Annotated in this window: 21 protein-coding genes; 19 read left to right on the plus strand and 2 right to left on the minus strand. The window is 69.7% G+C overall.

Annotation, left to right across the window (positions count from 1 at the left end; all coding sequences use genetic code 11):
- Window positions 1-12: 12 nt before the first annotated feature.
- Window positions 13-3549, minus strand: coding sequence for a ribonuclease E (gene rne, locus UN84_RS05695; protein WP_173834968.1), 3537 nt, complete (start codon window positions 3547-3549; stop codon window positions 13-15).
- 567 nt (window positions 3550-4116) lie between these two features.
- Here rne and UN84_RS05700 point away from each other — a divergent pair.
- From UN84_RS05700 to sppA, 3 genes are read left to right on the plus strand one after another with little or no spacing between them, the layout of a single operon-like run.
- A complete protein-coding gene (locus UN84_RS05700; RefSeq protein ID WP_046079732.1) occupies window positions 4117-5064 on the plus strand; it encodes an RluA family pseudouridine synthase in 948 nt (315 codons plus the stop codon).
- A gap of 12 nt (window positions 5065-5076) precedes the next feature.
- On the plus strand, window positions 5077-5727 hold the full coding sequence (locus UN84_RS05705) for an HAD family hydrolase (protein ID WP_046079731.1): 651 nt from the start codon (window positions 5077-5079) through the stop codon (window positions 5725-5727).
- Window positions 5728-5764: 37 nt separating this feature from the next.
- Window positions 5765-6856, plus strand: a complete 1092-nt coding sequence (gene sppA / locus UN84_RS05710; protein WP_046079730.1) for a signal peptide peptidase SppA — start codon at window positions 5765-5767, stop codon at window positions 6854-6856.
- A gap of 88 nt (window positions 6857-6944) precedes the next feature.
- Here the strand turns inward: sppA and UN84_RS05715 are convergent, their stop codons facing one another.
- On the minus strand, window positions 6945-7532 hold the full coding sequence (locus UN84_RS05715) for a Maf family protein (protein ID WP_046079729.1): 588 nt from the start codon (window positions 7530-7532) through the stop codon (window positions 6945-6947).
- Window positions 7533-7647: 115 nt separating this feature from the next.
- Here UN84_RS05715 and UN84_RS05720 point away from each other — a divergent pair, with 115 nt between their 5' ends.
- The 16 genes from UN84_RS05720 to UN84_RS05795 all read left to right on the plus strand — a co-directional run bounded on the left by UN84_RS05720 (window position 7648) and on the right by UN84_RS05795 (window position 21433).
- Window positions 7648-8178 (plus strand): YceD family protein, encoded by a 531-nt coding sequence (locus UN84_RS05720; RefSeq protein WP_035599068.1) that lies wholly within the window; start codon window positions 7648-7650, stop codon window positions 8176-8178.
- Window positions 8179-8211: 33 nt separating this feature from the next.
- Window positions 8212-8385, plus strand: a complete 174-nt coding sequence (gene rpmF, locus UN84_RS05725; RefSeq protein ID WP_035599067.1) for a 50S ribosomal protein L32 — start codon at window positions 8212-8214, stop codon at window positions 8383-8385.
- Window positions 8386-8430: 45 nt separating this feature from the next.
- Window positions 8431-9555, plus strand: a complete 1125-nt coding sequence (gene plsX, locus UN84_RS05730) for a phosphate acyltransferase PlsX (protein WP_107182387.1) — start codon at window positions 8431-8433, stop codon at window positions 9553-9555.
- Window positions 9556-9560: 5 nt separating this feature from the next.
- Complete coding sequence (gene fabD / locus UN84_RS05735; protein ID WP_035599061.1) at window positions 9561-10532, plus strand: ACP S-malonyltransferase; 972 nt, start codon at window positions 9561-9563, stop codon at window positions 10530-10532.
- 31 nt (window positions 10533-10563) lie between these two features.
- Entirely contained in the window at window positions 10564-11307 is a 744-nt protein-coding gene (gene fabG, locus UN84_RS05740) for a 3-oxoacyl-ACP reductase FabG (RefSeq protein WP_046079726.1), read from the plus strand.
- Between the two features lie 125 nt (window positions 11308-11432).
- Window positions 11433-11666, plus strand: coding sequence for an acyl carrier protein (gene acpP / locus UN84_RS05745; protein WP_016854353.1), 234 nt, complete (start codon window positions 11433-11435; stop codon window positions 11664-11666).
- A gap of 194 nt (window positions 11667-11860) precedes the next feature.
- Window positions 11861-13099, plus strand: coding sequence for a beta-ketoacyl-ACP synthase II (gene fabF / locus UN84_RS05750; protein ID WP_046079725.1), 1239 nt, complete (start codon window positions 11861-11863; stop codon window positions 13097-13099).
- Window positions 13096-13932, plus strand: a complete 837-nt coding sequence (pabC, locus tag UN84_RS05755; RefSeq protein WP_237022365.1) for an aminodeoxychorismate lyase — start codon at window positions 13096-13098, stop codon at window positions 13930-13932. Before fabF ends, pabC begins: the two co-directional genes overlap by 4 nt.
- Before the next feature lie 13 nt (window positions 13933-13945).
- Complete coding sequence (gene mltG / locus UN84_RS05760; protein WP_046079724.1) at window positions 13946-14950, plus strand: endolytic transglycosylase MltG; 1005 nt, start codon at window positions 13946-13948, stop codon at window positions 14948-14950.
- A 14-nt stretch (window positions 14951-14964) separates the two neighbouring features.
- Window positions 14965-15615, plus strand: a complete 651-nt coding sequence (gene tmk / locus UN84_RS05765; RefSeq protein WP_046079723.1) for a dTMP kinase — start codon at window positions 14965-14967, stop codon at window positions 15613-15615.
- Window positions 15612-16601 (plus strand): DNA polymerase III subunit delta', encoded by a 990-nt coding sequence (locus tag UN84_RS05770; RefSeq protein ID WP_046079722.1) that lies wholly within the window; start codon window positions 15612-15614, stop codon window positions 16599-16601. Before tmk ends, UN84_RS05770 begins: the two co-directional genes overlap by 4 nt.
- A 25-nt stretch (window positions 16602-16626) precedes the next feature.
- The gene (locus tag UN84_RS05775; RefSeq protein ID WP_046079721.1) at window positions 16627-16962 is read left to right on the plus strand and encodes a PilZ domain-containing protein; all 336 of its coding nucleotides are present in this window, start codon (window positions 16627-16629) and stop codon (window positions 16960-16962) included.
- 47 nt (window positions 16963-17009) lie between these two features.
- Entirely contained in the window at window positions 17010-17840 is an 831-nt protein-coding gene (locus tag UN84_RS05780; protein WP_035599039.1) for a TatD family hydrolase, read from the plus strand.
- A 28-nt stretch (window positions 17841-17868) separates the two neighbouring features.
- Window positions 17869-18408 (plus strand): DUF1285 domain-containing protein, encoded by a 540-nt coding sequence (locus UN84_RS05785; protein ID WP_046079720.1) that lies wholly within the window; start codon window positions 17869-17871, stop codon window positions 18406-18408.
- Complete coding sequence (locus tag UN84_RS05790; RefSeq protein ID WP_046079719.1) at window positions 18405-20606, plus strand: ATP-dependent helicase; 2202 nt, start codon at window positions 18405-18407, stop codon at window positions 20604-20606. Before UN84_RS05785 ends, UN84_RS05790 begins: the two co-directional genes overlap by 4 nt.
- Window positions 20603-21433 (plus strand): sulfurtransferase, encoded by an 831-nt coding sequence (locus tag UN84_RS05795; protein WP_046079718.1) that lies wholly within the window; start codon window positions 20603-20605, stop codon window positions 21431-21433. The genes UN84_RS05790 and UN84_RS05795 overlap by 4 nt, the downstream gene beginning before the upstream one ends.
- The last annotated feature ends 39 nt before the right edge of the window (window positions 21434-21472 follow it).

The raw sequence follows: 21472 nt of genomic DNA on the forward strand, positions 1-21472 counted from the left end.
GCGGGCGTCGGGTCAGCCTTGCTGGCTGTCCTGGCGCTTGGCCTCCTGTTCACGACGGCGGATTTCCCGCGGGTCGTTATGGGCGCGGCGGCGACGACGCGGCGTCTCGGCCTTGGCGTCCGCCTTGGGCGCTTCGGCTTTAGCGTCTGCCTTGGGCGCTTCCGCCTTGGCTTCGGCCTTGGGCTGTTCCGCCTTGGTCTCGGCCTTGGGCTGTTCCGCCTTGGTCTCGGCCTTGGGCTGCTCCGCCTTGGCGTCGGCCTTGGGCTGCTCCGCCTTGGCGTCGGCCTTGGGCTGCTCGGGCTTGGTCTCGGCCTTGGGCTGCTCGGGCTTGGTCTCGGCCTTGGGCTGCTCGGGCTTGGTCTCGGCCTTCGGCTGCTCGGGCTTGGTCTCGGCCTTCGGCTCTTCCGCCTTGGCGTCGGCCTTGGGCGCTTCAGCCTTGGTTTCGGCCTTGGCGTCTGCCTTGGTCCCGGCCTTCGGCTCTTCAGCCTTGGTCTCGGCCTTCGGCTGTTCCGCCTTGGTCTCGGCCTTGGGCTGCTCGGGCTTGGTCTCGGCCTTGGGCTGCTCGGGCTTGGTCTCGGCCTTCGGCTCTTCCGCCTTGGCGTCGGCCTTCGGCTCTTCCGCCTTGGCGTCGGCCTTCGGCTCTTCCGCCTTGGCGTCGGCCTTGGGCGCTTCCGCCTTGGCGTCGGCCTTGGCGTCTGCCTTGGTCCCGGCCTTCGGCTCTTCGGACTTGGCTTCGGCCTTCGGCTGTTCCGCCTTGGTCTCGGCCTTGGGCTGCTCGGGCTTGGTCTCGGCCTTGGGCTGCTCGGGCTTGGTCTCGGCCTTCGGCTGCTCGGGCTTGGTCTCGGCCTTCGGCTCTTCCGCCTTGGCCTCGGCCTTGGGCGCTTCAGCCTTGGTCTCGGCCTTCGGCTGTTCTGCCTTGGTTTCGGCCTTGGGCTCTTCCGCCTTGGTCTCGGCCTTGGGCTGTTCCGCCTTGGCGTCGGCCTTCGGCTCTTCGGCCTTGGACTGCTCGGCCTTGGCTTCGGTCTTCGCCTCTTCCGGCTGTGCTTCTGCCTTGGCGGCTTCGGCCTGCAGGCGCTGCTGTTCGGCCACGGACTCCGGGTTCAGGGCGTGCTGGCGACGACGCTGGCGCGGGTTGTTGCGGGTGCGCTTGGGCTTGCCGTCCGCCTCGGCTTGGCCGTCATCCTTGGCAGGCGTCGCTTCGGCGTCGCCCTTGGCCTTCTGGGGCTTGGTGTCCTGAGGCTTGTCGCTCTGGCGCTTGGTGTCTTGAGACTTGGCGTCCTGGGACTTGGGTTCCTGGGGCTTGCGGCCGCCCTGGTCCTTGTCCTTGCGCTCCTGTCCCTTGTTGTCCTGGCTCTTGCCTTCCTGAGACTTGCGGCCCTCGGACTGTGGACGGTTGTCGTCCTGGCGCTGGTTGCGACCGCGACCGCCGCGGTTCTGGCTCCCGCTCTTGTCGGCCTTCTCGCCTTTCTCGGAGCGGTCGCTACGGGCCTTGTCCTCGCCCTGACGTTGCGGCTTGGCGCTGCGCGTCTCGTCGCGATTGTCACCGCGCTCCTGACGCTGGTCCTGGCGCTGGCCGCCGCGACGATTGTTGCGCTGGCGGCCGTTACCGCCACCGGAGCGGTTGTCGCCGCTCTTGCCGCTTTCGCCACGCTGCTGGCTGCGCTCGTCGTTGCGGGCGGTGCCGGCCTGACGCTGGCCACTGCCCTCGGACTGACGCTGCTGGCTGGACGGGGGGGTCTCTTCACCGCTCAGCAGGCGAGAGAAGCCCTTGACCAGGCGGCTCAGCACGCCATCGCGAGCGGCGGGAGCGGCAGCGGGTTTTGCCGCCGGGGCCGGTTTGGCGGCGGGCTTCTGGGCGGGCCGCTGCTGCGTCGGCTTTTCGGCGGGCTTCGGCTTGGGCTTCGCCGGTTCGGCGGGCTCTTCCTGCAGGGAGGCCGGGGCGGGCTCGTGGTGCACTACGGTCTTGACCGCGGCCTCGTCGCGCTTGACCGGTTTGCCGAAGGCGGCCTCCGGCTCCTTGCCGACCTCGGTCTCGGTGGGCAGCTCGTGGCTGGGCAGGTGAGAGGTGCCTTCCTCGTCGACGTGGTCGTCGCGCAGGCGCTGCACGTCGTAGTGGGGCGTGTCCATCTCGGGGTTGGGCAGCAGCACCACGCGCACGCCCTGGCGGCGCTCGATGTCGGCCAGCATCGCCCGCTTCTCGTTGAGCAGGTAGGTGGCGACCGGGACCGGCAGGATGGCGCGGATCTGGGCGCTGCGCTCCTTCATCGCCTCTTCCTCGATCAGGCGCATGATCGACAGCGAGATGGAGCGCACGTCGCGGATGGTGCCCTGGCCGTCGCAGCGCGGGCAGACCACGCCGCTGGTCTCGCCGAGGGACGGGCGCAGGCGCTGGCGGGACATTTCCATCAGGCCGAAGCGCGAGATGCGACCGATCTGTACCCGGGCGCGGTCGATCTTCAGGGCGTCGCGGACCCGGTTCTCGACCTCGCGCTGGTTGCGCGCCGGCGACATGTCGATGAAGTCGATGACCACCAGGCCGCCAATGTCGCGCAGGCGCAGCTGGCGGGCGATCTCGTCGGCGGCCTCGAGATTGGTCTGCAGCGCCGTTTCCTCGATGTCGCTGCCGCGGGTGGCGCGCGCCGAGTTGATGTCGATGGAGACCAGCGCCTCGGTGTGGTCGATCACGATGGAGCCGCCTGAGGGCAGCTTCACGTCGCGCTCGTAGGCGGTCTCGATCTGGGACTCGATCTGGAAGCGCGAGAACAGCGGCACTTCATCGGCGTAGCGCTTGATCTTCTGCTGGTAGGAAGGCATCACCTGGCGGATGAAGCCCAGCGCCTCCTGGTGGACCTGTTCGCTGTCGATCAGCACCTCGCCGATGTCCTGGCGCAGGTAGTCGCGCATGGCGCGAATGATGACGTTGGACTCGCGGTAGATCAGGAAGGGCGCGGCGCGCTTGCCGGCTTCCTCGGTGATCGACTCCCAGACCTGGGTCAGGTAGTCGAGGTCCCACTGCAGCTCTTCGGGATTGCGGCCGATGCCGGCGGTGCGCACGATCAGGCCCATCTTGTCGGGCACGGTCAGGTGGCTCATGGCCTCCTTGAGCTGTGCGCGTTCCTCGCCCTCGATGCGCCGCGAGATGCCGCCGGCGCGGGGGTTGTTGGGCATCAGTACCAGGAAACGGCCGGCCAGGCTGATGAAGGTGGTCAGGGCCGCGCCCTTGTTGCCACGCTCTTCCTTGTCGACCTGGACGATGACTTCCTGGCCTTCCTTGAGCACTTCCTTGATGCTGGGGCGGCCCGAGGGTTCCTTGAGGAAGTACTCGCGGGAGATTTCCTTGAGGGGCAAAAAGCCGTGGCGTTCGGCACCGAAGTCGACGAAGGCGGCTTCGAGGGAGGGTTCCACGCGGGTGATCTTGCCGCGGTAGATGTTGGCTTTCTTCTGTTCCCGGGCACCGGATTCGATGTCCAGGTCGTACAGGCGTTGTCCATCGACCAGGGCGACGCGCAGCTCTTCGGGCTGGGTCGCGTTGATGAGCATCCGTTTCATGTCGTCTCGCAAAATGGACGCGCCGGTGGGCGCCCATGGGCAACGACGAAGGCGAACCGCTGGGTGCTGCGTGCTTGTGCTCAGCGCATGTCGCGGAAGCGGAACTGCGCCCGGCCGTGTCGGGGCCTGTTAGCGGTGGCGGGCCGGCACGGCAGGATCATGTTGAGTACGGGGCGGAGGCAGGACATGTTCTCGGCGGGTCGTCGTATTGCCCATCCGGTCCTGCGGTCACCGCCAACACCTGGCATTCATCGATTCGCCAACGCCGGCCTCCGGCACGGTGTTATACGTATCCCGTGGTCGCCGCTTGCTCGTCGGGAGCGAGGCGGGGCGGGCGTGGCGTCATATCGCTTTCTGTCGGCGGCGGGACCTCATGGGGGAGCGTCGTCGCGGCCTGATTTCGTCGTTCCGGCCTGCGTGTCTGTCGTGCAGGCGCCAAGCGGACGGTTCTGTCCATTGGAACGCCTCGGCAATATAACAGTAAAGGGGGTGCCCAGCAATTGGCGGCAGGACGGCGCACAGTGCGGTAGAATGCGGCCTTTACGACGGTGGCAAGTGGAGAGCGGGATGACCGACGGCCGCGAGGTTCAGTGGGTGGAAGTGACCGAGGGCCAGGTGGGTCAGCGGGTCGACAACTTCCTGATGACGCGCATCAAGGGAGCGCCGCGGGCGCTCATCTATCGCATCGTGCGCAAGGGCGAGGTGCGGGTGAACAAGAAGCGCGTCAAGGCCGATACCCGCCTGGCGCTGGGCGACGTGGTGCGCATTCCGCCGCTCAAGCTCGCGCCGCGTGAGGCGGTTCGCGAGGTCAGCGACAACCTGCGTAACCTGCTGGCCGGCAGCGTGCTGCTGGAAGGGCGGGACTGGATGGTGCTCAACAAGCCCTCAGGGCTCGCCGTGCACGGCGGCAGCGGGGTCAAGATCGGCCTGATCGAGGCCCTGCGCCAGGTGCGAGAGGATCTCGACTTCCTCGAACTGGTGCATCGCCTGGACCGTGACACCTCCGGATGCCTGCTGCTGGCCAAGTCGCGCCCGGCGCTGTTGAGCCTCAACGAGTCGCTCAAGCGGCACGAGATGAACAAGCAGTATCTGGCGCTGGTGGCCGGGCGCTGGCCGGCGCGCCGGGACTTCGTCAGCGCGCGCCTGGATCGCTTCGACGCCGGCAACGGCGAGCGCCGGGTGCGCGTGGACAGCGGCGGCAAGGTGGCGCGTACGCGCTTCGCGGTGCGCGAGGCCTTCGCCCGTGCCACCCTGATCGAAGCCGAGCCGATCACCGGGCGCACCCACCAGATTCGCGTGCACGCGGCCCATGCCGGCCATCCGCTGCTCGGCGACGACAAGTACGGCACCCGCGAGGCGGGGCGCATCGCCGCCCAGTTTGGGTTGTCGCGGCTGTTCCTGCATGCGGCGTCCCTGACCTTCCCCGAACCGACCAGCGGCAAGCCGGTGAAGATCCGCGCGCCGCTGGGCGAGACCCTCGACGGCGTGCTGGAAAGCGCCCGCAACGCCCGCTGATCCGGAGCCCGCATGCGTTACCGACTGATGATCTTCGACTGGGACGGCACCCTGATGGACTCGCTGGCGCGCATCGTGGCCTGCATGCAGGCGGCCTCGCGCGACGTCGGCTGGGGCGAGCTGTCCGAGGAGGCGGTTCGCGATATCATCGGCCTGGGGTTGCCCGAGGCCATTGCCAAGCTGTGCCCGGGGATCGGTCCCGAACAGGCCGAGGCCCTGCGCCAGCGCTATGCCTACCATTTCGTGGAAGGCGACGTCACGCCGATGGCCTTCTATCCCGGCGTGGTCGAGGGACTGGCGCGGCTGCGTGCCGACGACGGCAGCCGGCTGGCGGTGGCCACCGGCAAGAGCCGCCGCGGGCTCGATCGCATCTTCCGCGAGAGCGATTGCGGCCACTGGTTTCATGCCAGTCGCACCGCCGACGAGACCCTTTCCAAGCCGCATCCGCGGATGCTGCAGGAGCTGCTCGACGAGCTCGGGGTGCCGGTCGAGGAGGCGGTGATGGTCGGCGATACCGAGTACGACCTGGAGATGGCTCGGGCGCTGGGTATGGATCGTGTCGCCGTGACCTACGGCGTGCACGCGCCGGAACGGCTGGCGGCCAGTCGTCCGGTGTACACCGCCGAGGCCTTCCCGGCACTCATCGATTGGCTGCACGCCTGATCACGGCTTTTATCCTCGATAGACAGGAGGTGGCGTTATGGACGACGAGCGACGCGACGACTGGACCCAGGGGCCCGAGCTCAGTGCCCAGCAGGCGCGCGAGGAGAAACGGCGCCGCGAGGCCGCCGACGAGGCGTCTTCAGTGGCGGATGGCGAGGATGCCGAGACGCTTCGCGAGCGTCGCCGCCTGGCCCAGCAGGACATGCTCGATCGCTGGATCGATGGCGTGCTGGTCGAGCAGCGGCGCTCGCGGCGCTGGAAGCTGTTCTTCCGCTTCCTGTTCGCCTTTTTGATCCTGGCGTCGCTTTCCACCACGCTCTATGGGCTCTTCGTGGCGCCCGGAGCGACCGATGTGGCCGGTCCGCACCTGGGAGTCGTCGAGGTGAAGGGCGTGATCGATGGCGACTCCCGGGCCAGCGCCGAGCGTGTCATCGAGGGCGTGCAACGGGCCTGGGAGGCGCCGGACGCCGAGGCGGTCGTGCTGCATATCGACAGTCCCGGTGGCAGTCCTGTGCAGTCGCAGCGCATCCATGACGAGCTGATGCGCCTGCGCGAGCAGGGTGGCAAGCCGATCATCGCCGTGGTCGAGGACATCGGTGCCAGCGGCGCCTACTATATCGCCTCGGGCGCCGGCGAGATCGTGGCCGCGCCGGCCAGCCTGGTGGGCTCGATCGGCGTCATCAACGCCGGCTTCGGTTTCGAGGAGGCGATCGAGCGTCTCGGCGTCGAGCGTCGGGTGTTCGCCGCCGGTGAGAACAAGGCCTTCCTCGATCCGTTCTCGGATATCTCGCCGGAGCAGCGCGACTTCTGGCAGCGGGTGCTTTCCACCACTCACCGCCAGTTCATCGACGACGTGAAGGCCGGGCGTGGTGATCGGCTGGCCGACGACGAGCGGCTGTTCAGCGGCCTGATCTGGACCGGCGAGCAGGCGCTGGAGCTGGGGCTGGTGGATAAGCTGGGCAGTATCGACACCCTCGCGCGGGAGCGGCTGGAGACGCCGCGCACCCGGGATTACACGCCGCCGCTGGATCCGTTCGAGCGCCTGACCCGGCGCTTCGGCCGGGTCGCCGCCGAGTGGGCGGGCGTGCCCCAGGCGGCCTCGCCGCTACGCTATCAGCTCGCGCCCTAGTCCTGTGCCCGGGCACCTGCCCGTCTGACGATTCGTCGTCATCTGCCGCCCCGTGGCCCCGGCCGGGGCGGTTCGCGTTGAAGGGTGCTCAGGGGCTGCCCAGCGGGTCCATGCCTGCCTCGCGCAGCAGCTGGCAGAGGCGAATCAGCGGCAGCCCGATCAGGGTGTTGGGATCGTCGCCCTCCAGGCGCTCGAACAGGGTGATGCCGAGGCCTTCCATGCGGAAGCTACCGGCGCTGTCCAGTGGCCGCTCCCGCTCGACGTAGCGGGCGATCTCGGTGTCGCCGAGCTGGCGGAACACCACGTCGTAGCGCTCGTGGCAGACCCGGTGGCTGGCATGGCGGGTGTCGATCAGCGCCAGTCCGGTCAGGAAACTCACCCGATGGCCCGAGAAACGGGCCAGCTGGGCGCGTGCGGCGGCCTCGTCGGCAGGCTTGCCCAGTGCCTCGCCTTCGAAGACCGCGACCTGGTCGGAGCCGATGATCAGGTGGTCCGGCCAGTCGTCGGCCAGCCGCTCGGCCTTGGCCAGCGACAGGCGATGCACCAGTGCGCGGGGCGATTCGCCGGGGCGGGGTGTCTCGTCGATGTCCGGGCTGTCCCAGGCGTAGGGAAGTTCCAGGCGGTCGAGCAGCTGGCGGCGAAAGCGAGAGCTCGAGGCGAGTACCAAACGTGGCATGGTGGGGTCCTCGTGTGACACGGTGGGGCGGTCTCTGCCGCAACAGACGGGCATTGTAACCCCGAAGCGTGCGGGCTTTGACAGGGGGGAGGGGAGTGCCTATCATTGCGCGCCTATGTTGACCTCAAGACTCCCTGGCAGGGTCGAGCCTTACAAGCTCGCCGCGCATGCCGAACATCTCGAAGGCCTGGTGGCGCTGGGCGATATGCCCCGTCTCGCCGATGAAGCCGGTGTGCAAAACGGTGATGCCGAGGTATGGCTGGACTTCGCCATCGACGCCCAGGGGCGTCGAGAAATCCGCGGTCGTCTGACGGCCGAGCTGCAGCTGCTGTGTCGGCGCTGCCTCTCGCCCATGCCGCAGTCGGTCGAGAGCGAGTTCCTGCTGGGAATGGTCTCCAGCGACGCCCTGGCGGCCTCTCTGCCGAGCACCCATGAGCCGGTGCTGGTGGAAGACGAACAGCTGAACCTGCTGGCGATGATCGAGGACGAGCTGATCCTCAGTCTGCCCCAGGTGGTTTACCACGACGAGGCCGACTGCGCGGTCTCGCGCGACCAGCTGAGCAGTGGGGAGAGCGCCGAGTCGGTCTCGGACTCGCCCGCGGAGAATCCCTTTGAGGTGCTCAAGCAGCTCAAAGGCAAAACCTGATTACCTCATCGATTCACTCTGGAGTGATATCTCATGGCAGTTCAACAGAACCGCAAGACCCGTTCCAAGCGCGGCATGCGTCGCAGCCACGACGCCCTGGTTGACAACAAGGCCCTGTCCCAGGACAAGGAGACCGGTACCACGCACCTGCGTCACCACGTCTCTCCGGACGGCTTCTACAAGGGTCGCAAGGTCGTCGACGCCTGAGGCGACGCGTCCTATCGATCGCCATGACGCCTGACGCCCGCTGACATGCGGATTGCCGTCGATGCCATGGGTGGGGATCTCGGTCCCCGCGCTACCGTGGCAGGCGCCGCCAGCGCCGTCATGGCCGATCCCGAGCTCGATATCCGGCTGTTCGGCCCTGCCGCGCGGCTGGAGGAAGAGCTCCGTCGGCTGCCGCGGCCTCTCGCCGCGGCGTCGTCGCATCTGGAGATCGAGAATGCCCCCGGGGAGATCCGTCAGGATCAGCGTCCCGCCGAGGCGTTGCGCCGCGGTCAGGGTTCCAGCATGGCCGCCATGCTGGCCTGTCTGGCTCGGGGCGAGGCGCAGGCCGGGGTCAGTGCCGGCAACACCGGGGCGCTGATGGCGCTGTCGCGCCGCGCACTCGGTACCGTCGCCGGCGTGGCGCGACCGGCGATCAGCACGGCGATTCCCATCGATCGGGAAGGGCGCTGCTACCTGCTCGATCTCGGCGCCAACGTCGACGTCGAGGCCGAGCGACTGCTCGACTTCGCGCTGATGGGCGACGTCATGGCGCGCCATGTGGATGGCCTTGCGCGTCCGCGGGTGGCGCTGCTCAACGTCGGCGTCGAGGGCACCAAGGGGTCGGCGAGCGTGCAGCGGGCCGACGAGCTGCTGCGCGAGCGCGACGACCTCGACTATGTGGGCTTCGTCGAGGGTGATGGCATCTTCGCCGGGGAGGCCGACGTGGTGGTCTGTGATGGCTTCGTCGGCAACGCCGTGCTCAAGGCCAGCGAGGGGTTGGCCAAGATGCTGGTGCGACGGGTCCAGGCGACCTTCGAGGCGCACTGGACCAGCCGCCTGGTAGGCGTGCTGGCGCGACCGGCGCTGGGTCGCCTGCGCCGTGAGCTGGATCCGGTGCGTTACAATGGCGCCAGCCTGCTGGGCCTCAACGGCATCGTCATCAAGAGCCATGGCGGTGCCGATGCCGCGGGTTTCCACTACGCCGTGGCCCGTGCGGCGCAGGAAGTGCAGCATGGCCTGCCCGAGCGGCTGGCCGACGAACTAGGTCTTCGGCGGTCTGTCGTCGATTCGGCCGCCGGCGGCGACCGAACCGACAGCGGATCCAGGACTTCCGGCGTCGCCGCCACGGACAGCGACAGCGCCGGAATCCGTCAACAAGTGCAAAGGTGATCGACATGACACAACCCCTTGCCCTCATCTTTCCCGGGCAGGGCTCCCAGCAGATCGGCATGCTGCGCGAGCTGGCGGAGCGCTACAGCGTGGTACGCACGACCTTCGAGGAGGCCGCCGACGCGCTGGGCTACGATCTCTGGCAGGTGGTCCAGGAAGGGCCCGCCGAGTCGCTCAACGCCACCGCCTGCACCCAGCCGGCGTTGCTGACCGCCAGCGTCGCCATCTGGCGTGTCTGGCAGGAGCTCGAAGGGCCGCGCCCAGGCGCCATGGCCGGTCACAGCCTGGGCGAGTACAGCGCCATGGTGTGTGCCGGCGCGCTGTCTTTCGCCGACGGCGTGCGGCTGGTCAAGCTGCGCGGCGAGGCCATGCAGGACGCCGTGCCCATGGGGCAGGGCGCCATGGCCGCGATCCTCGGGCTGGACGATGCTGCCGTCGAGCAGGCCTGTGCCCAGGCTGCCGAGGGCGAAGTGGTGTCCGCGGTGAACTACAATGCACCCGGTCAGGTGGTCATCGCCGGCGCCAAGGGTGCCGTCGAACGTGCCATCGCCGCCTGTCAGGAGGCCGGTGCCAAGCGGGCCATGCCGCTGCCGGTGTCGGTGCCGTCGCACTGCGACCTGATGCGCCCGGCCGCCGAGCGCCTGGCCGCGGCGATGGATGACATCTCGCTGCGCGCGCCGCGTTACACCGTGGTGCAGAACGTCGACGCCCAGGCGCATGCCGATGTCGAGACCCTGCGCACGCGCCTGATCGAGCAGCTCTATCAGCCGGTGCGCTGGACCTCCTGTGTCGAGAACATGGTCGGCCAGGGCGCTGAGGTGTTCATCGAATGCGGGCCGGGCAAGGTGCTCACCGGCCTGAACAAGCGAATCGCACGGGGCAGCCGCGGGCTGGCGGTCAACGATCCCGACAGCCTTTCGGCGGCCCTCGAGCTGGCCCGCGAGGCGGCCGGCCAGTCGCCGTCGGCCAACGGCTGACCCCCTCTCCTGGACGAGAACGGAAGAGACCATGTCAAGCGAGTCTAGAGTTGCCCTGATCACCGGGGCCAGCCGCGGCATCGGCCGCGCCATCGCCCACGAGCTCGGCCGCCAGGGCCGCATCGTGATCGGTACTGCCACCAGCGATGCCGGCGCCGAGCGCATCGATGCCGACCTCAAGGCCCACGGGTTCGAGGGTGCGGGTCGCCGCCTCGACGTCACCGACCAGGCCAGCGTCGACGGCCTGATCCAGGCCATCAACGAGGAGTTCGGCGCGCCGACTATCCTGGTCAACAACGCCGGCATCACCCGCGACAACCTGTTGATGCGGATGAAGGAAGATGAGTGGGATGCGGTGATCGACGCCAACCTCAAGTCCGTGTATCGCGTCAGCAAGGCCTGTCTGCGCGGCATGACCAAGGCGCGTTTCGGTCGCATCGTCTCGGTCAGCTCCGTGGTCGCCACCATGGGCAACCTCGGCCAGACCAACTACGCTGCCGCCAAGGCCGGCATGGAAGGTTTCACCCGGGCGCTGGCCCGTGAGGTGGCCTCTCGCGCCATCACCGTCAACGCCGTGGCGCCTGGCTTCATCGCCACCGACATGACCGAGGCCCTGCCCGAGGCGCAGAAGGACGCGCTGCTGGGCCAGATTCCGCTGACGCGTCTCGGTCAGCCCGAGGAAATCGCGGCAGCGGTGGGTTTCCTGACCAGCGAGCCGGCCGGCTACATCACCGGCGAGACGCTGCACGTCAACGGCGGCATGAACATGCGCTGAAGCCGCGCCATGCGGCGGTTGCGTTGTCCTTGAGCGGTCTATAAACTACCCCGCAGCTTATTGGCTTGCGGATCTGAAACGGCTGGTTAGCAGTCGCTTAACGTGAACGACTGGAGTACTTCATAATGAGCACCATCGAAGAGCGCGTGAAGAAGGTTGTGGCCGAGCGCCTGAACGTCAAGGAAGAGGACATCCAGAACTCTTCTTCTTTCACCGAGGACCTCGGCGCGGATTCCCTGGATACCGTCGAGCTGGTGATGGCGCTCGAAGAGGAATTCGACACCGAGATTCCCGACGAGGAAGCCGAGAAGATCACCACCGTTCAGGAAGCCGTCGACTACGTCAACGCCCACCAGTAAGGGTGTTGTCGGACACCGCTTGCTGAGGTGTGCCCGGGACAACGCGTCCTGGTGAGAGAGCCGTCCTGCCATGCAGGACGGCTCTCGTGCTGTCTGGGGGCGGTGCGCGACCACAGCGGACGCGGAGTCGGGTATAATGCGCGCCAAGACGGCCCTGCGGGGCCGTGACACTATCTGGATCTGGAGGAGAGCGGATGGCTCGTAGAAGGGTTGTGGTGACGGGGCTCGGCCTGGTCACGCCAGTCGGCAATACCGTGGACGAGAGCTGGGGCAACATCCTGGCCGGCAAGAGCGGTATCGCCCCCATCGAGCACTTCGATGCCAGCGGCTTCAACACGCGGTTCGGCGGGTCGGTCAAGGACTTCGACATCAGCCCGTACCTGAACCCCAAGGACGCCCGCAAGATGGACCTGTTCATCCAGTACGGCGTGGCCGCGGGTGGGCAGGCGATCAGCGACGCCGCCATCGAGTGCACCGAGGAAAACGCCCACCGCATCGGCGTGGCGATCGGTTCCGGCATCGGCGGCCTGCCGATGATCGAGCATAACCACAACGCCCTCCAGAAGGGCGGCGCTCGCCGCATCTCGCCGTTCTTCGTGCCGGGCTCGATCATCAACATGATCTCCGGCAACCTGGCGATCCAGCACGGTTTCCGCGGCCCCAACATCGCCATCACCACCGCCTGCACCACCGGCACCCACAACATCGGCTACAGCGCCCGCACCATCGCCTACGGCGACGCCGACGTGATGGTCTGCGGCGGCGCCGAGATGGCCACCACGCCGCTGGGCCTGGGCGGCTTCTCCGCCGCCCGGGCGCTGTCGACCCGCAACGACGATCCGGCCGCGGCCAGCCGCCCCTGGGATCGCGATCGCGACGGCTTCGTGCTGTCCGATGGCGCCGGCGTGATGGTGCTCGAGGAATACGAGCACGCCAAGGCCCGTGGCGCGACCATCTACGCCGAGCTGACCGGCTTCGGCATGAGCGACGACGCCCACCACATGACCGCGCCGCCCGAAGACGGCAGCGGGGCGGCCCTGTCGATGGCGAACGCCATTCGCGACGCCAGGATCGATCCGGCCGGGGTGGACTACATCAACGCCCACGGTACCTCCACCGCGGCTGGCGACCTGGCCGAGAGCCGCGCCGTGCAGCGTGTGCTCGGCGAGGCGTCGAAGGACGTGGCGGTCAGCTCCACCAAGTCGATGATCGGCCACCTGCTGGGCGCCGCCGGCGCCGTCGAGGCGGTGTTCTCGGTGCTGGCGATCCGAGATCAGGTCGCGCCGCCCACCATCAACCTCGACAATCCCCAGGAAGGCTGCGAGCTGGACTACGTGCCGCATACCGCCCGTGAGATGAAGATCGACGTCAGCCTGTCGAACTCCTTCGGCTTCGGCGGCACCAACGGCACGCTGGTCTTCTCCAAGGTGTGAGCGGCACGGCAGGCGAGGGCGACGCCGACAGGCTGACGCCGGAGGGCGTGCCCTTCGACGACCGCGGCCTGGCCTACGGCGACGGCCTGTTCGAGACCGTGCTGGTGCGCGACGGCGAGCCGCTGCTGTGGGCCGAGCATCTGGGCCGGCTGGCCCGTGGTGCCGAGACCCTCGGCATTCCGCTGCCGGGTCGGGCCGCGCTCGACGCCTTGCCGGCACGGGCCGGCGAGGGGCTCGCGGTGCTCAAGCTGATGCTGACCCGCGGCTCCGGCGGGCGCGGTTACCTCGCGCCCGCCGAGCCCGAGCCGCGGCTGCGCTGGCAGGCCGTGCCCTTCGCCCCGGCCCGGGCGCGCTGGCGCGACGGCGTGCGGGTTCGCCACTGCCGGCTGCGGCTGGGCATCCAGCCGGCGCTGGCCGGCCTCAAGCACCTCAATCGCCTGGAGAACGTCCTGGCCCGGGCCGAATGGTCCGATCCCGAGATCGCCGAGGGGCTGCTCGGCGACGCCGAGGGGCGGCTGGTCGAGGCCACCTGCATGAATCTCTTCTGGTGGCAGGACGATGCCTGGTACACGCCGCGGCTCGACCGCTGTGGCGTGGCCGGCACCCTGCGCCAGGCGCTGCTCGCCGACGGCGTGATCCATGAGGGCGACACCTCCCCCGAAGCGCTGGCGACGGCCGAGGCGGTATGCCTGGCCAACTCCGTGCAGGGCCTGTGGCCGGTGACCCGGCTCGATGACGCCGACGGCCGCCGTCAGGCGCGCTGGGACATCGGCGATCACCATCGCGCCCTGCAGGCCGAGGCCCATGCGCGGCTCGGCTATCCCCACGACTGAACGAGGACTTCCCATGAGGCGAGTGGCCAAGCTGTTGCCGCTGCTGCTGATCCTGGCGGCACTGGTGCTGGGTGCGGGGTATCGCTACTGGCAGAGCCGTCTCGAGGCCCCGCTGGCCCTCGAGACGCCGACGCTCTACGAGGTGCCGGCCGGCGCCGGCTTCCATCGGGTGATCCGTGAGCTCGACGCGCGCGGCATCCTGTCCGACGGCTGGGCCTATCGTCTGCTGAGCCGTCTCGAGCCCGAGGCGCTGCCCGACCTGCGCCCCGGCGAGTATCGCCTGACGCCCGGCATGAGCGGCCGTGAGCTGCTCGGGCTGCTGGATCGTCTCGAGGTGGTCACCTACCCGCTGACGATTCCCGAGGGCTGGACCTTCGCTCAGATGCGCGCCGCGCTGGACGCCGCGCCCAAGCTCGAGCATCGCACCGCCGAGTGGTCCGACGCCGAGATCATGGCCGAGCTGGGTCGCGAGGACGAGCTGCCGGAGGGGCGCTTCTTCCCCGACACCTACCGCTATCGCAAGGGCATCAGCGATCTGGAGATTCTGCGCCAGTCGATGGTACGCATGGACGAGCTGCTGTCCGAGGCCTGGGCATCACGCGACGACGATCTGCCCATCGATACGCCCTATCAGGCGCTGATACTGGCCTCGTTGATCGAGCGCGAGACCGGTGCCCCCGAGGAGCGTGAGCGCATCGCCGGCGTCTTCGTGCGTCGCCTGGAGCGGGGCATGCGCCTGCAGACCGACCCCACCGTGATCTACGGCATGGGCGACGACTACGACGGCAACATCACCCGCGCCGACCTGCGTGAGCCCACGCCTTACAACACCTACGTGATCGACGGCCTGCCGCCGACGCCCATCGCCCTGCCGGGACGGGCGGCGCTGCAGGCGGCGGTGCAGCCCGCCGAGGGCGAGGCGCTCTATTTCGTGGCCCGGGGCGACGGCACCCACCACTTCTCGCGCTCGCTGCGCGAGCACAACAACGCCGTCAATCGCTACATCCGCAACCGCTGAGCATCGGAGGGGCCATGCAACGCCGAGGACGCTTCATCACCCTGGAAGGCGGCGAAGGGGTGGGCAAGTCCACCAATCTGGCCTGGGTCGCCGCGCATCTGGAGGACCGCGGCCTCGAGGTGGTGCGCACCCGCGAGCCGGGCGGCACGCCGCGCGCCGAGGCGATCCGCGGCCTGCTGCTCGACCCCGCGTCCGACGAGCCGCTGGACGCCGACGCCGAGCTGCTGCTGGTGTTCGCCGCTCGCGCACAGCACCTGGCACGGGTGGTGCGGCCGGCCCTCGAACGGGGCGCCTGGGTGGTCTGCGACCGCTTCACCGATGCCACTTTCGCCTACCAGGGCGGCGGGCGCGGGATTCCGGCCGAGCGCATCGCCGAGCTGGAGGCCTTCGTCCAGCAGGGGTTGCAGCCGGACCTGACGCTGCTGCTCGACATGCCGATGGCCGCGGCCCAGCGCCGGCTCGAGGGGCGTCTGGAGCACAGCGGTGGCCAGCGCGACCGTTTCGAGCGCGAGCGCGGCGAGTTCTTCGAGGCCGTGCGTCAGGCCTATCTGGCCCGCGCCGCCGCGGCGCCCGAGCGCATCGCCGTGGTCGACGCCGACCGCGCCCTCGCGGACGTGCAGGCCGAGCTCGGCCGCCGGCTGGACGCGCACCTGGAGGCGTCATGAGCGAGCCCGTCCGGCCGCTGCCCTGGCTCGAGCCACGCTGGCGGGAGCTGATCGCGCTGGCCGAGGCCGGCCGTCTGCCCCATGCGCTGCTGTTCTCCGGTCCCCACGGTGTCGGCAAGCCATCGCTGGCCGAGGCGCTGATCGCCCGCACCCTGTGCCAGGCGCCGGGGGAGGTCGCCTGTGGCCGCTGCCACGCCTGCCAGATGCTGGCGTCGGGCTATCACCCGGACCTGATGCGGGTGTCGCCGGACGAGGGCAAGCGCCAGATTCGCATCGATGCCATCCGCGAGATCAACGGCTTCGTCTCCCAGACCGCCCAGCAGGGCGGCTACCGGGTGATCGTCATCTCCCCGGCCGAGGCGATGAACGTGGCCGCCTCCAACGCCCTGCTCAAGAGCCTGGAGGAGCCCGGCGGCCGGACCCTGTTTCTGCTGCTCTCGGACATCCCTTCTCACCTGCTGCCGACCATCCGCTCGCGCTGCCAGCACTGGAGCCTGACCGCGCCGGACGAGGCCGACTGCCTCGACTGGCTGGCCGAACGGCTCGGCGGCCGCGAGGATGCCCGCTTCTGGTATCAGGCCGCCGGCGGACTGCCGCTGCGGGCCCTCGAGCTCGCCGAGCCCGACGCCCGGGCGCTGCGTCAGCAGCTCCACGAGACCTTCGACGCCCTGGTGCGCGGTGCCGAGCCGGTGGCCGAGGCCGCGCGGCTGGACCGCCAGTCCCTCGACGCCATCCTGTGGTACGGTATCGCCTGGCTCGAGGATCTGATCCGGCTGGGGCTGTCCGGCGAGAGCGCGACGCTGCGCAATCCCGACCTGCTGCCGCTCTATCGCCAGGCGGTGAAGAACGGCCGGGTGCGCGACTGGTTCCGCCTGCTGGACTATGCTCGCGAACAGCGCCGCCTGCTCGGCGCGGGGGGCAATCCCAACCCGCAGCTGGTGCTGGAGGCCTGGCTGGTGCGCTGGTCCGCGCTGCTGCGCTCCTGAAGACACTGCCCGAGGAGGCTCGCCGATGTCCGCCCAGAAGGCCCTCTCCCTGACCATCCGGGATATCCCCACGCTGCTCATGGCCTACATGCCGTCGCTGGAGCGGGGTGGCATCTTCGTGCCGACCCGGGAGCGCTACGAGCTCGGTCAGGAGGTCTTCGTGCTGCTGACCCTGCCCGAGCAGAGCGAGCGCCTGCCGATCACCGGCCGAGTGGTCTGGGTCTCGCCCGAAGGCGTCTCCGGGCGACGCGTGCCGGGCATCGGCGTGCACTTCGGCCTCGAGGACCAGGCCGTGCGCGATCATATCGAGACCCTGCTGGCGGGCCAGCTGGACAAGGCCGCGCCGACCTACACGCTCTGACCCGCGTCGAGCTTCCGAACGTATCCCTTTTTCGTGTGAACCTGCCGATGTTTGTCGATTCCCACTGCCATCTCGATCGTCTCGATCCCCGTACCCACGACGGCGACGTCGCCGCCGCCCTGGACGCCGCCCGCGCCCGCGACGTGCGCCAGTTCCTGGCCATCGCGGTCACCCTGGAAGAAGTGCCCGGTATCGCCGCCATCGCCCGCGAGCATGACGACGTGGTGATCTCCGCCGGCGTGCATCCGCTGCATGAGGTGCCGGAAGAGCCGAGCGTCGAGGCCATCAAGGAATGCGCGGAGCGCCATGAGGCGGTGGCGATCGGCGAGACCGGCCTCGACTATCACTACGACGGTGTCTCCCGCGAGGTGCAGCACGAGCGCTTCCGCCGCCACCTGATCGCCGCTACCGAACTCGAGCTGCCGGTGATCATCCACACCCGTGCCGCGCGCGAGGACACCCTGGCGCTGATCCGCGAGCACGTCGATCCGCGGGTCGGCGGCGTGCTGCACTGCTTCACCGAGGACCTGGACATGGCCCGCGAGGCGGTGGCCCACGGGTTCATGGTCTCGCTGTCGGGTATCGTCACCTTCCGCAACGCTGAATCGGTGCGCGAGCTGGCCCGCAAGGTGCCGCTGGACCGCCTGCTGATCGAGACCGACAGCCCCTACCTGGCGCCGGTGCCGCATCGCGGCAAGCCCAACGAGCCGGCCTGGGTGGTCGAGGTCGCCGAGTGCATCGCCGAGGAGCGCGGCATCAGCGTCGAGGAGGTGGCCATGCAGACCACTGCCAACTTCTATCGGCTGTTCAAGGCGGCCGTGCCCGAGGCGTCGGCGGAAGTCCGCGAGGCGCTGTCGAGCGCCGGCCTGGTGGTCTGATCCTGATCCGGCGCGCAAAGGAGGCGTCATGAACCTGGACACCTGGTTGGCCGGCATACCGCCCGAGGGCGAGATCCCGCCGCTGGAGCGCTGGCATCCCGAGTGCCGGGGCGACATGGATCTGACCATCGCCGCCGACGGTCGCTGGCTCCACGAGGGGGGCATCATCGCGCGTCCTGCGCTGGTGCGGCTGCTGGCGAGCGTGCTGCGCCGCGAGGACGACGGCGAGTATTACCTGGTAGCGCCGGCCGAGAAATGGCGTATCCGCGTCGAGGATCGCCCGCTGCTGATCGTCGAGGCCGAACGCGATGCCGCCGGCGACTGGCAACTCGTCACCAATGCCGGCGATCGCGTGAGGCTCGACGACGCGCACCGGCTGACGGTCAGCGATACGCCCCGCGGCGAGGCCGTGCCGGAGGTGCCGGTGCGCTTCGGGCTGGCCGCGCGCCTCGGGCGCAACGTCTTCTATCGCCTCGCCGACGCCGCCGAGTGCCGCGACGACGAGCTGGGGCTCGAGAGCGGCGGCGCCTGGCACTCGCTGGGCCGCTGGGACGACGAGGCATCATGAGGCTGACGTCGGAACAGCACGCCGTGGTCGGCCACCCCGAGGGGCATGCCCGGGTTGCCGCCGTGGCCGGGGCGGGCAAGACCACCACCCTGGTGGCGCGGGTGCTGCACCTGCTCGAACGCGGCATGGCGCCCGGGCGCATCCTGGTGCTGATGTTCAACCGCTCGGCCCGGGAGGACTTCCAGGCTCGGCTGGCCGCGGCGGCACCCGCCGGCCAGGCGCTGCCCGACGTGCGCACCTTTCACTCGCTGGGTCATCGCCTGACCCAGAGCCTGACCCGCTGGGGCGTGCTGGAGAACCGTCGGCTGCTGACCGCCGACTGGCAGCTCGAGCGGCTGCTGCGCCAGGCCACCCAGCAGGCGCTGGAGGCCTTCCCCGAGGCCGGCGAGCGCGCCCTGGAAGCCGAGAAGCTCGAGGCTCTGGCCCACTTCAGCGGCCTGGTGAAGGCCGAGATGGCCGAGCCCGCCGAGCTCTACGCCCGGCTCGACTTCGGCGAGGACACCGATCACTTCGTCGCCGCTTTCGAACACGCCGAGACACTGCTCGCCGATCAGGGCCTGATGACCTATGCCGACCTGCTGTACCGGCCGGTCCGGGCGCTGGAGGCCGATCCCGCGCTGCGCGCCCGGGTCCAGGGCTTCCTCGACCAGGTGATCATCGACGAGTACCAGGACATCAATCCTACCCAGCAGCGCCTGCTGGCGGTGCTGGCCGGGCGCCAGGCGGCGGTGATGGCGGTGGGTGACGCCAACCAGTGCATCTACGAATGGCGTGGCGCCCACCCCGACACCATGCTCGAGGACTTCACCGCCATCTTCGGCGAGGCCCGCGACTACCCGCTCTCCACCACCTTCCGCCACGGCCACGCCCTGGCGCTGGCCGCCAATCACGCCATCGAGGCCAACCGGCGCCGTCCGGACCAGCTGTGCCTGGCCGCGCCGGACAATCCCGACACCCGGCTGGCGGTGGGGCAGGGCAGCCAGGCGTTGCTCGACGAGCTGGCCGGCTGGCAGCGCGACGGCCGCCGTCTCGACGAGGCCTGCCTGCTGGTGCGCAGCTGGGCGCTGTCGGTGCCGCTGCAGCTGGCGCTGCTGCGCGAGGGCGTGCCCTTCCGTCTGTCCCGGGAGGACCGCTTCGTGTTCCGCCTGCCGCTGGTCGAGGCGCTGGCCGGCTATCTGGCGCTGGCGCTCGACGGCCAGCTGCTGCGCGACCCCGGCCACCTGCTGTTGCTGCTGTCCCAGCCGACGCCCTTCGTGCCCCGCGAACGCCTCTCGGCGCTGGCCGCCCGGCTGGCCGAGACCCAGCGCTGGCCGGAGCGCCAGGACCCGCTGCTGGCCTCGCTCAGGCCGCACCAGCGGCGGACCCTCAAACGTCGCTGGGCGCTGCTCTGCGAGCTGCCGAAACGCGGCGGCTGGTCGCCGGCCAAGCTGCTCGAGCACGTGGTCGAGGAGGTCGAGGCCGAGAAGGTGCTCAAGCGCGCCGCGGCACGCCGCGACAAGGGCGAGGAGGACGTGCGCCTGCTCGACGTGCTGGTGGAGCAGGCCAAGGAGGCCTCCGATCTCGCGGCCTTCATCGAGCTGCTGCGCCGCCCGGTGGAGAACCGCGATGACGGCGTGCTGATCACCACCGTGCACGGTGCCAAGGGGCTGGAGTGGCCGCTGGTGATGCTCGGCGGCGTCAACGAGGAAGACTTCCCGCACTACACCCGTGACAACCCGCTGAGTCCGCCGCGTCTCGAGGAGGAGCGGCGGCTGTTCTACGTGGCGATCACCCGCGCCTGCGAGCGGTTGGTGATGCTGCACGACGGCGGCGATCACCGGCCCAGCCGCTTCCTCGGCGAGACCGCCTGGCAGGACGGCCAGCGGGTGGCCGAGCGGCTGGTCGCCGAGGATACCGAGGCCGCCCCGTCGCCGCTGCGGGTCTCCCGCCCGGCGCTGGTGCAGCGCTATCTCGAGCGCCTGGGCCGGCCGCTGCCCGTCGAGGCCGCCGCGGCGCAGACGGGGCAGGTCGCCGATAGCGCGGCCGACTACCGGGTCGGCCAGCGCCTCAACCATGCCGTCTTCGGCGAGGGCGAGATCAGCGTGGTGGAAGGCGATCCGGCGAATCCGGTGATCGAGGTGCGATTCCGTCAGGCCGGCCGCAGGCGACTGATTGCCCGGCGGGCCCCCATCGAATGGCTGGAAGGAGAAGGCGCATGAACGTGTTGATCGAAGCCACCGCGCTGGCCGAGGCGCTCGCGGGCGATATGCCGCCGCTGGTGCTGGACTGCCGGGCGCGGCTCGGCGATCCCGAGGCCGGCGAGCGGCTGTGGCGCGAAGGCCATGTGCCGGGCAGCCAGCACCTGGACATGGATCGCGACCTGGCCGCCCCGGCCCGTGAGAACGGCGCGGGCGGCCGCCATCCGCTGCCGAGCCGCGAGGCCTTCACGGCGACGCTGCGCCGCCTCGGCGTCACCCCCGGGCGGCCGGTGGTGGTCTACGACGACGTGGGCGGTCAGCTGGCCGCGGCCCGGGCCTGGTGGATGATCGCCCGCTGGGCCGGGCATCCCGACGTGCGGCTGCTGAACGGTGGACTCGGCGCCTGGCAGGCCGCCGGCGGCGAGCTGCCGCTGGGGCGCGAGCCGGCGCCCGCGCCGAGCGACTGGGTGCCCGACTACCGCGACGATGTGCTGGTACAGGCCGACGAGGTGTTCTCCGGTCGAGCGCTGAAGCTCGATGCGCGCCCCGCCGAGCGCTTCCGCGGCGAGGCCGAGTCCGTCGATGCCATGGCCGGGCATATCCCCGGCGCACGCTCGCGGCCGAGCGCCGAGAACCTCGATGCGCACGGTCGCTTCAAGTCGCCCGAGACGCTCGACGCCGAGCTGCCGGACGCGGACCCGGTGATCGCCTACTGCGGCTCCGGCGTCACCGCCTGCCACGACATCCTCGCCTACGCGATCGCCGGCCGCCCGCTGCCGCGGCTCTACGTCGGCTCCTGGAGCGACTGGATCACCGACGCCGACCGGCCCATCGCCACCGGCGACTGAGCCTGGGCAGCGCCCGGAGAGGTAAGAGGGAAGAGCGGC

Origin of the sequence: Halomonas sp. HG01 (genome assembly GCF_000968715.2) — a bacterium.
Taxonomy (GTDB): Bacteria; Pseudomonadota; Gammaproteobacteria; order Pseudomonadales; family Halomonadaceae; genus Halomonas; species Halomonas halophila.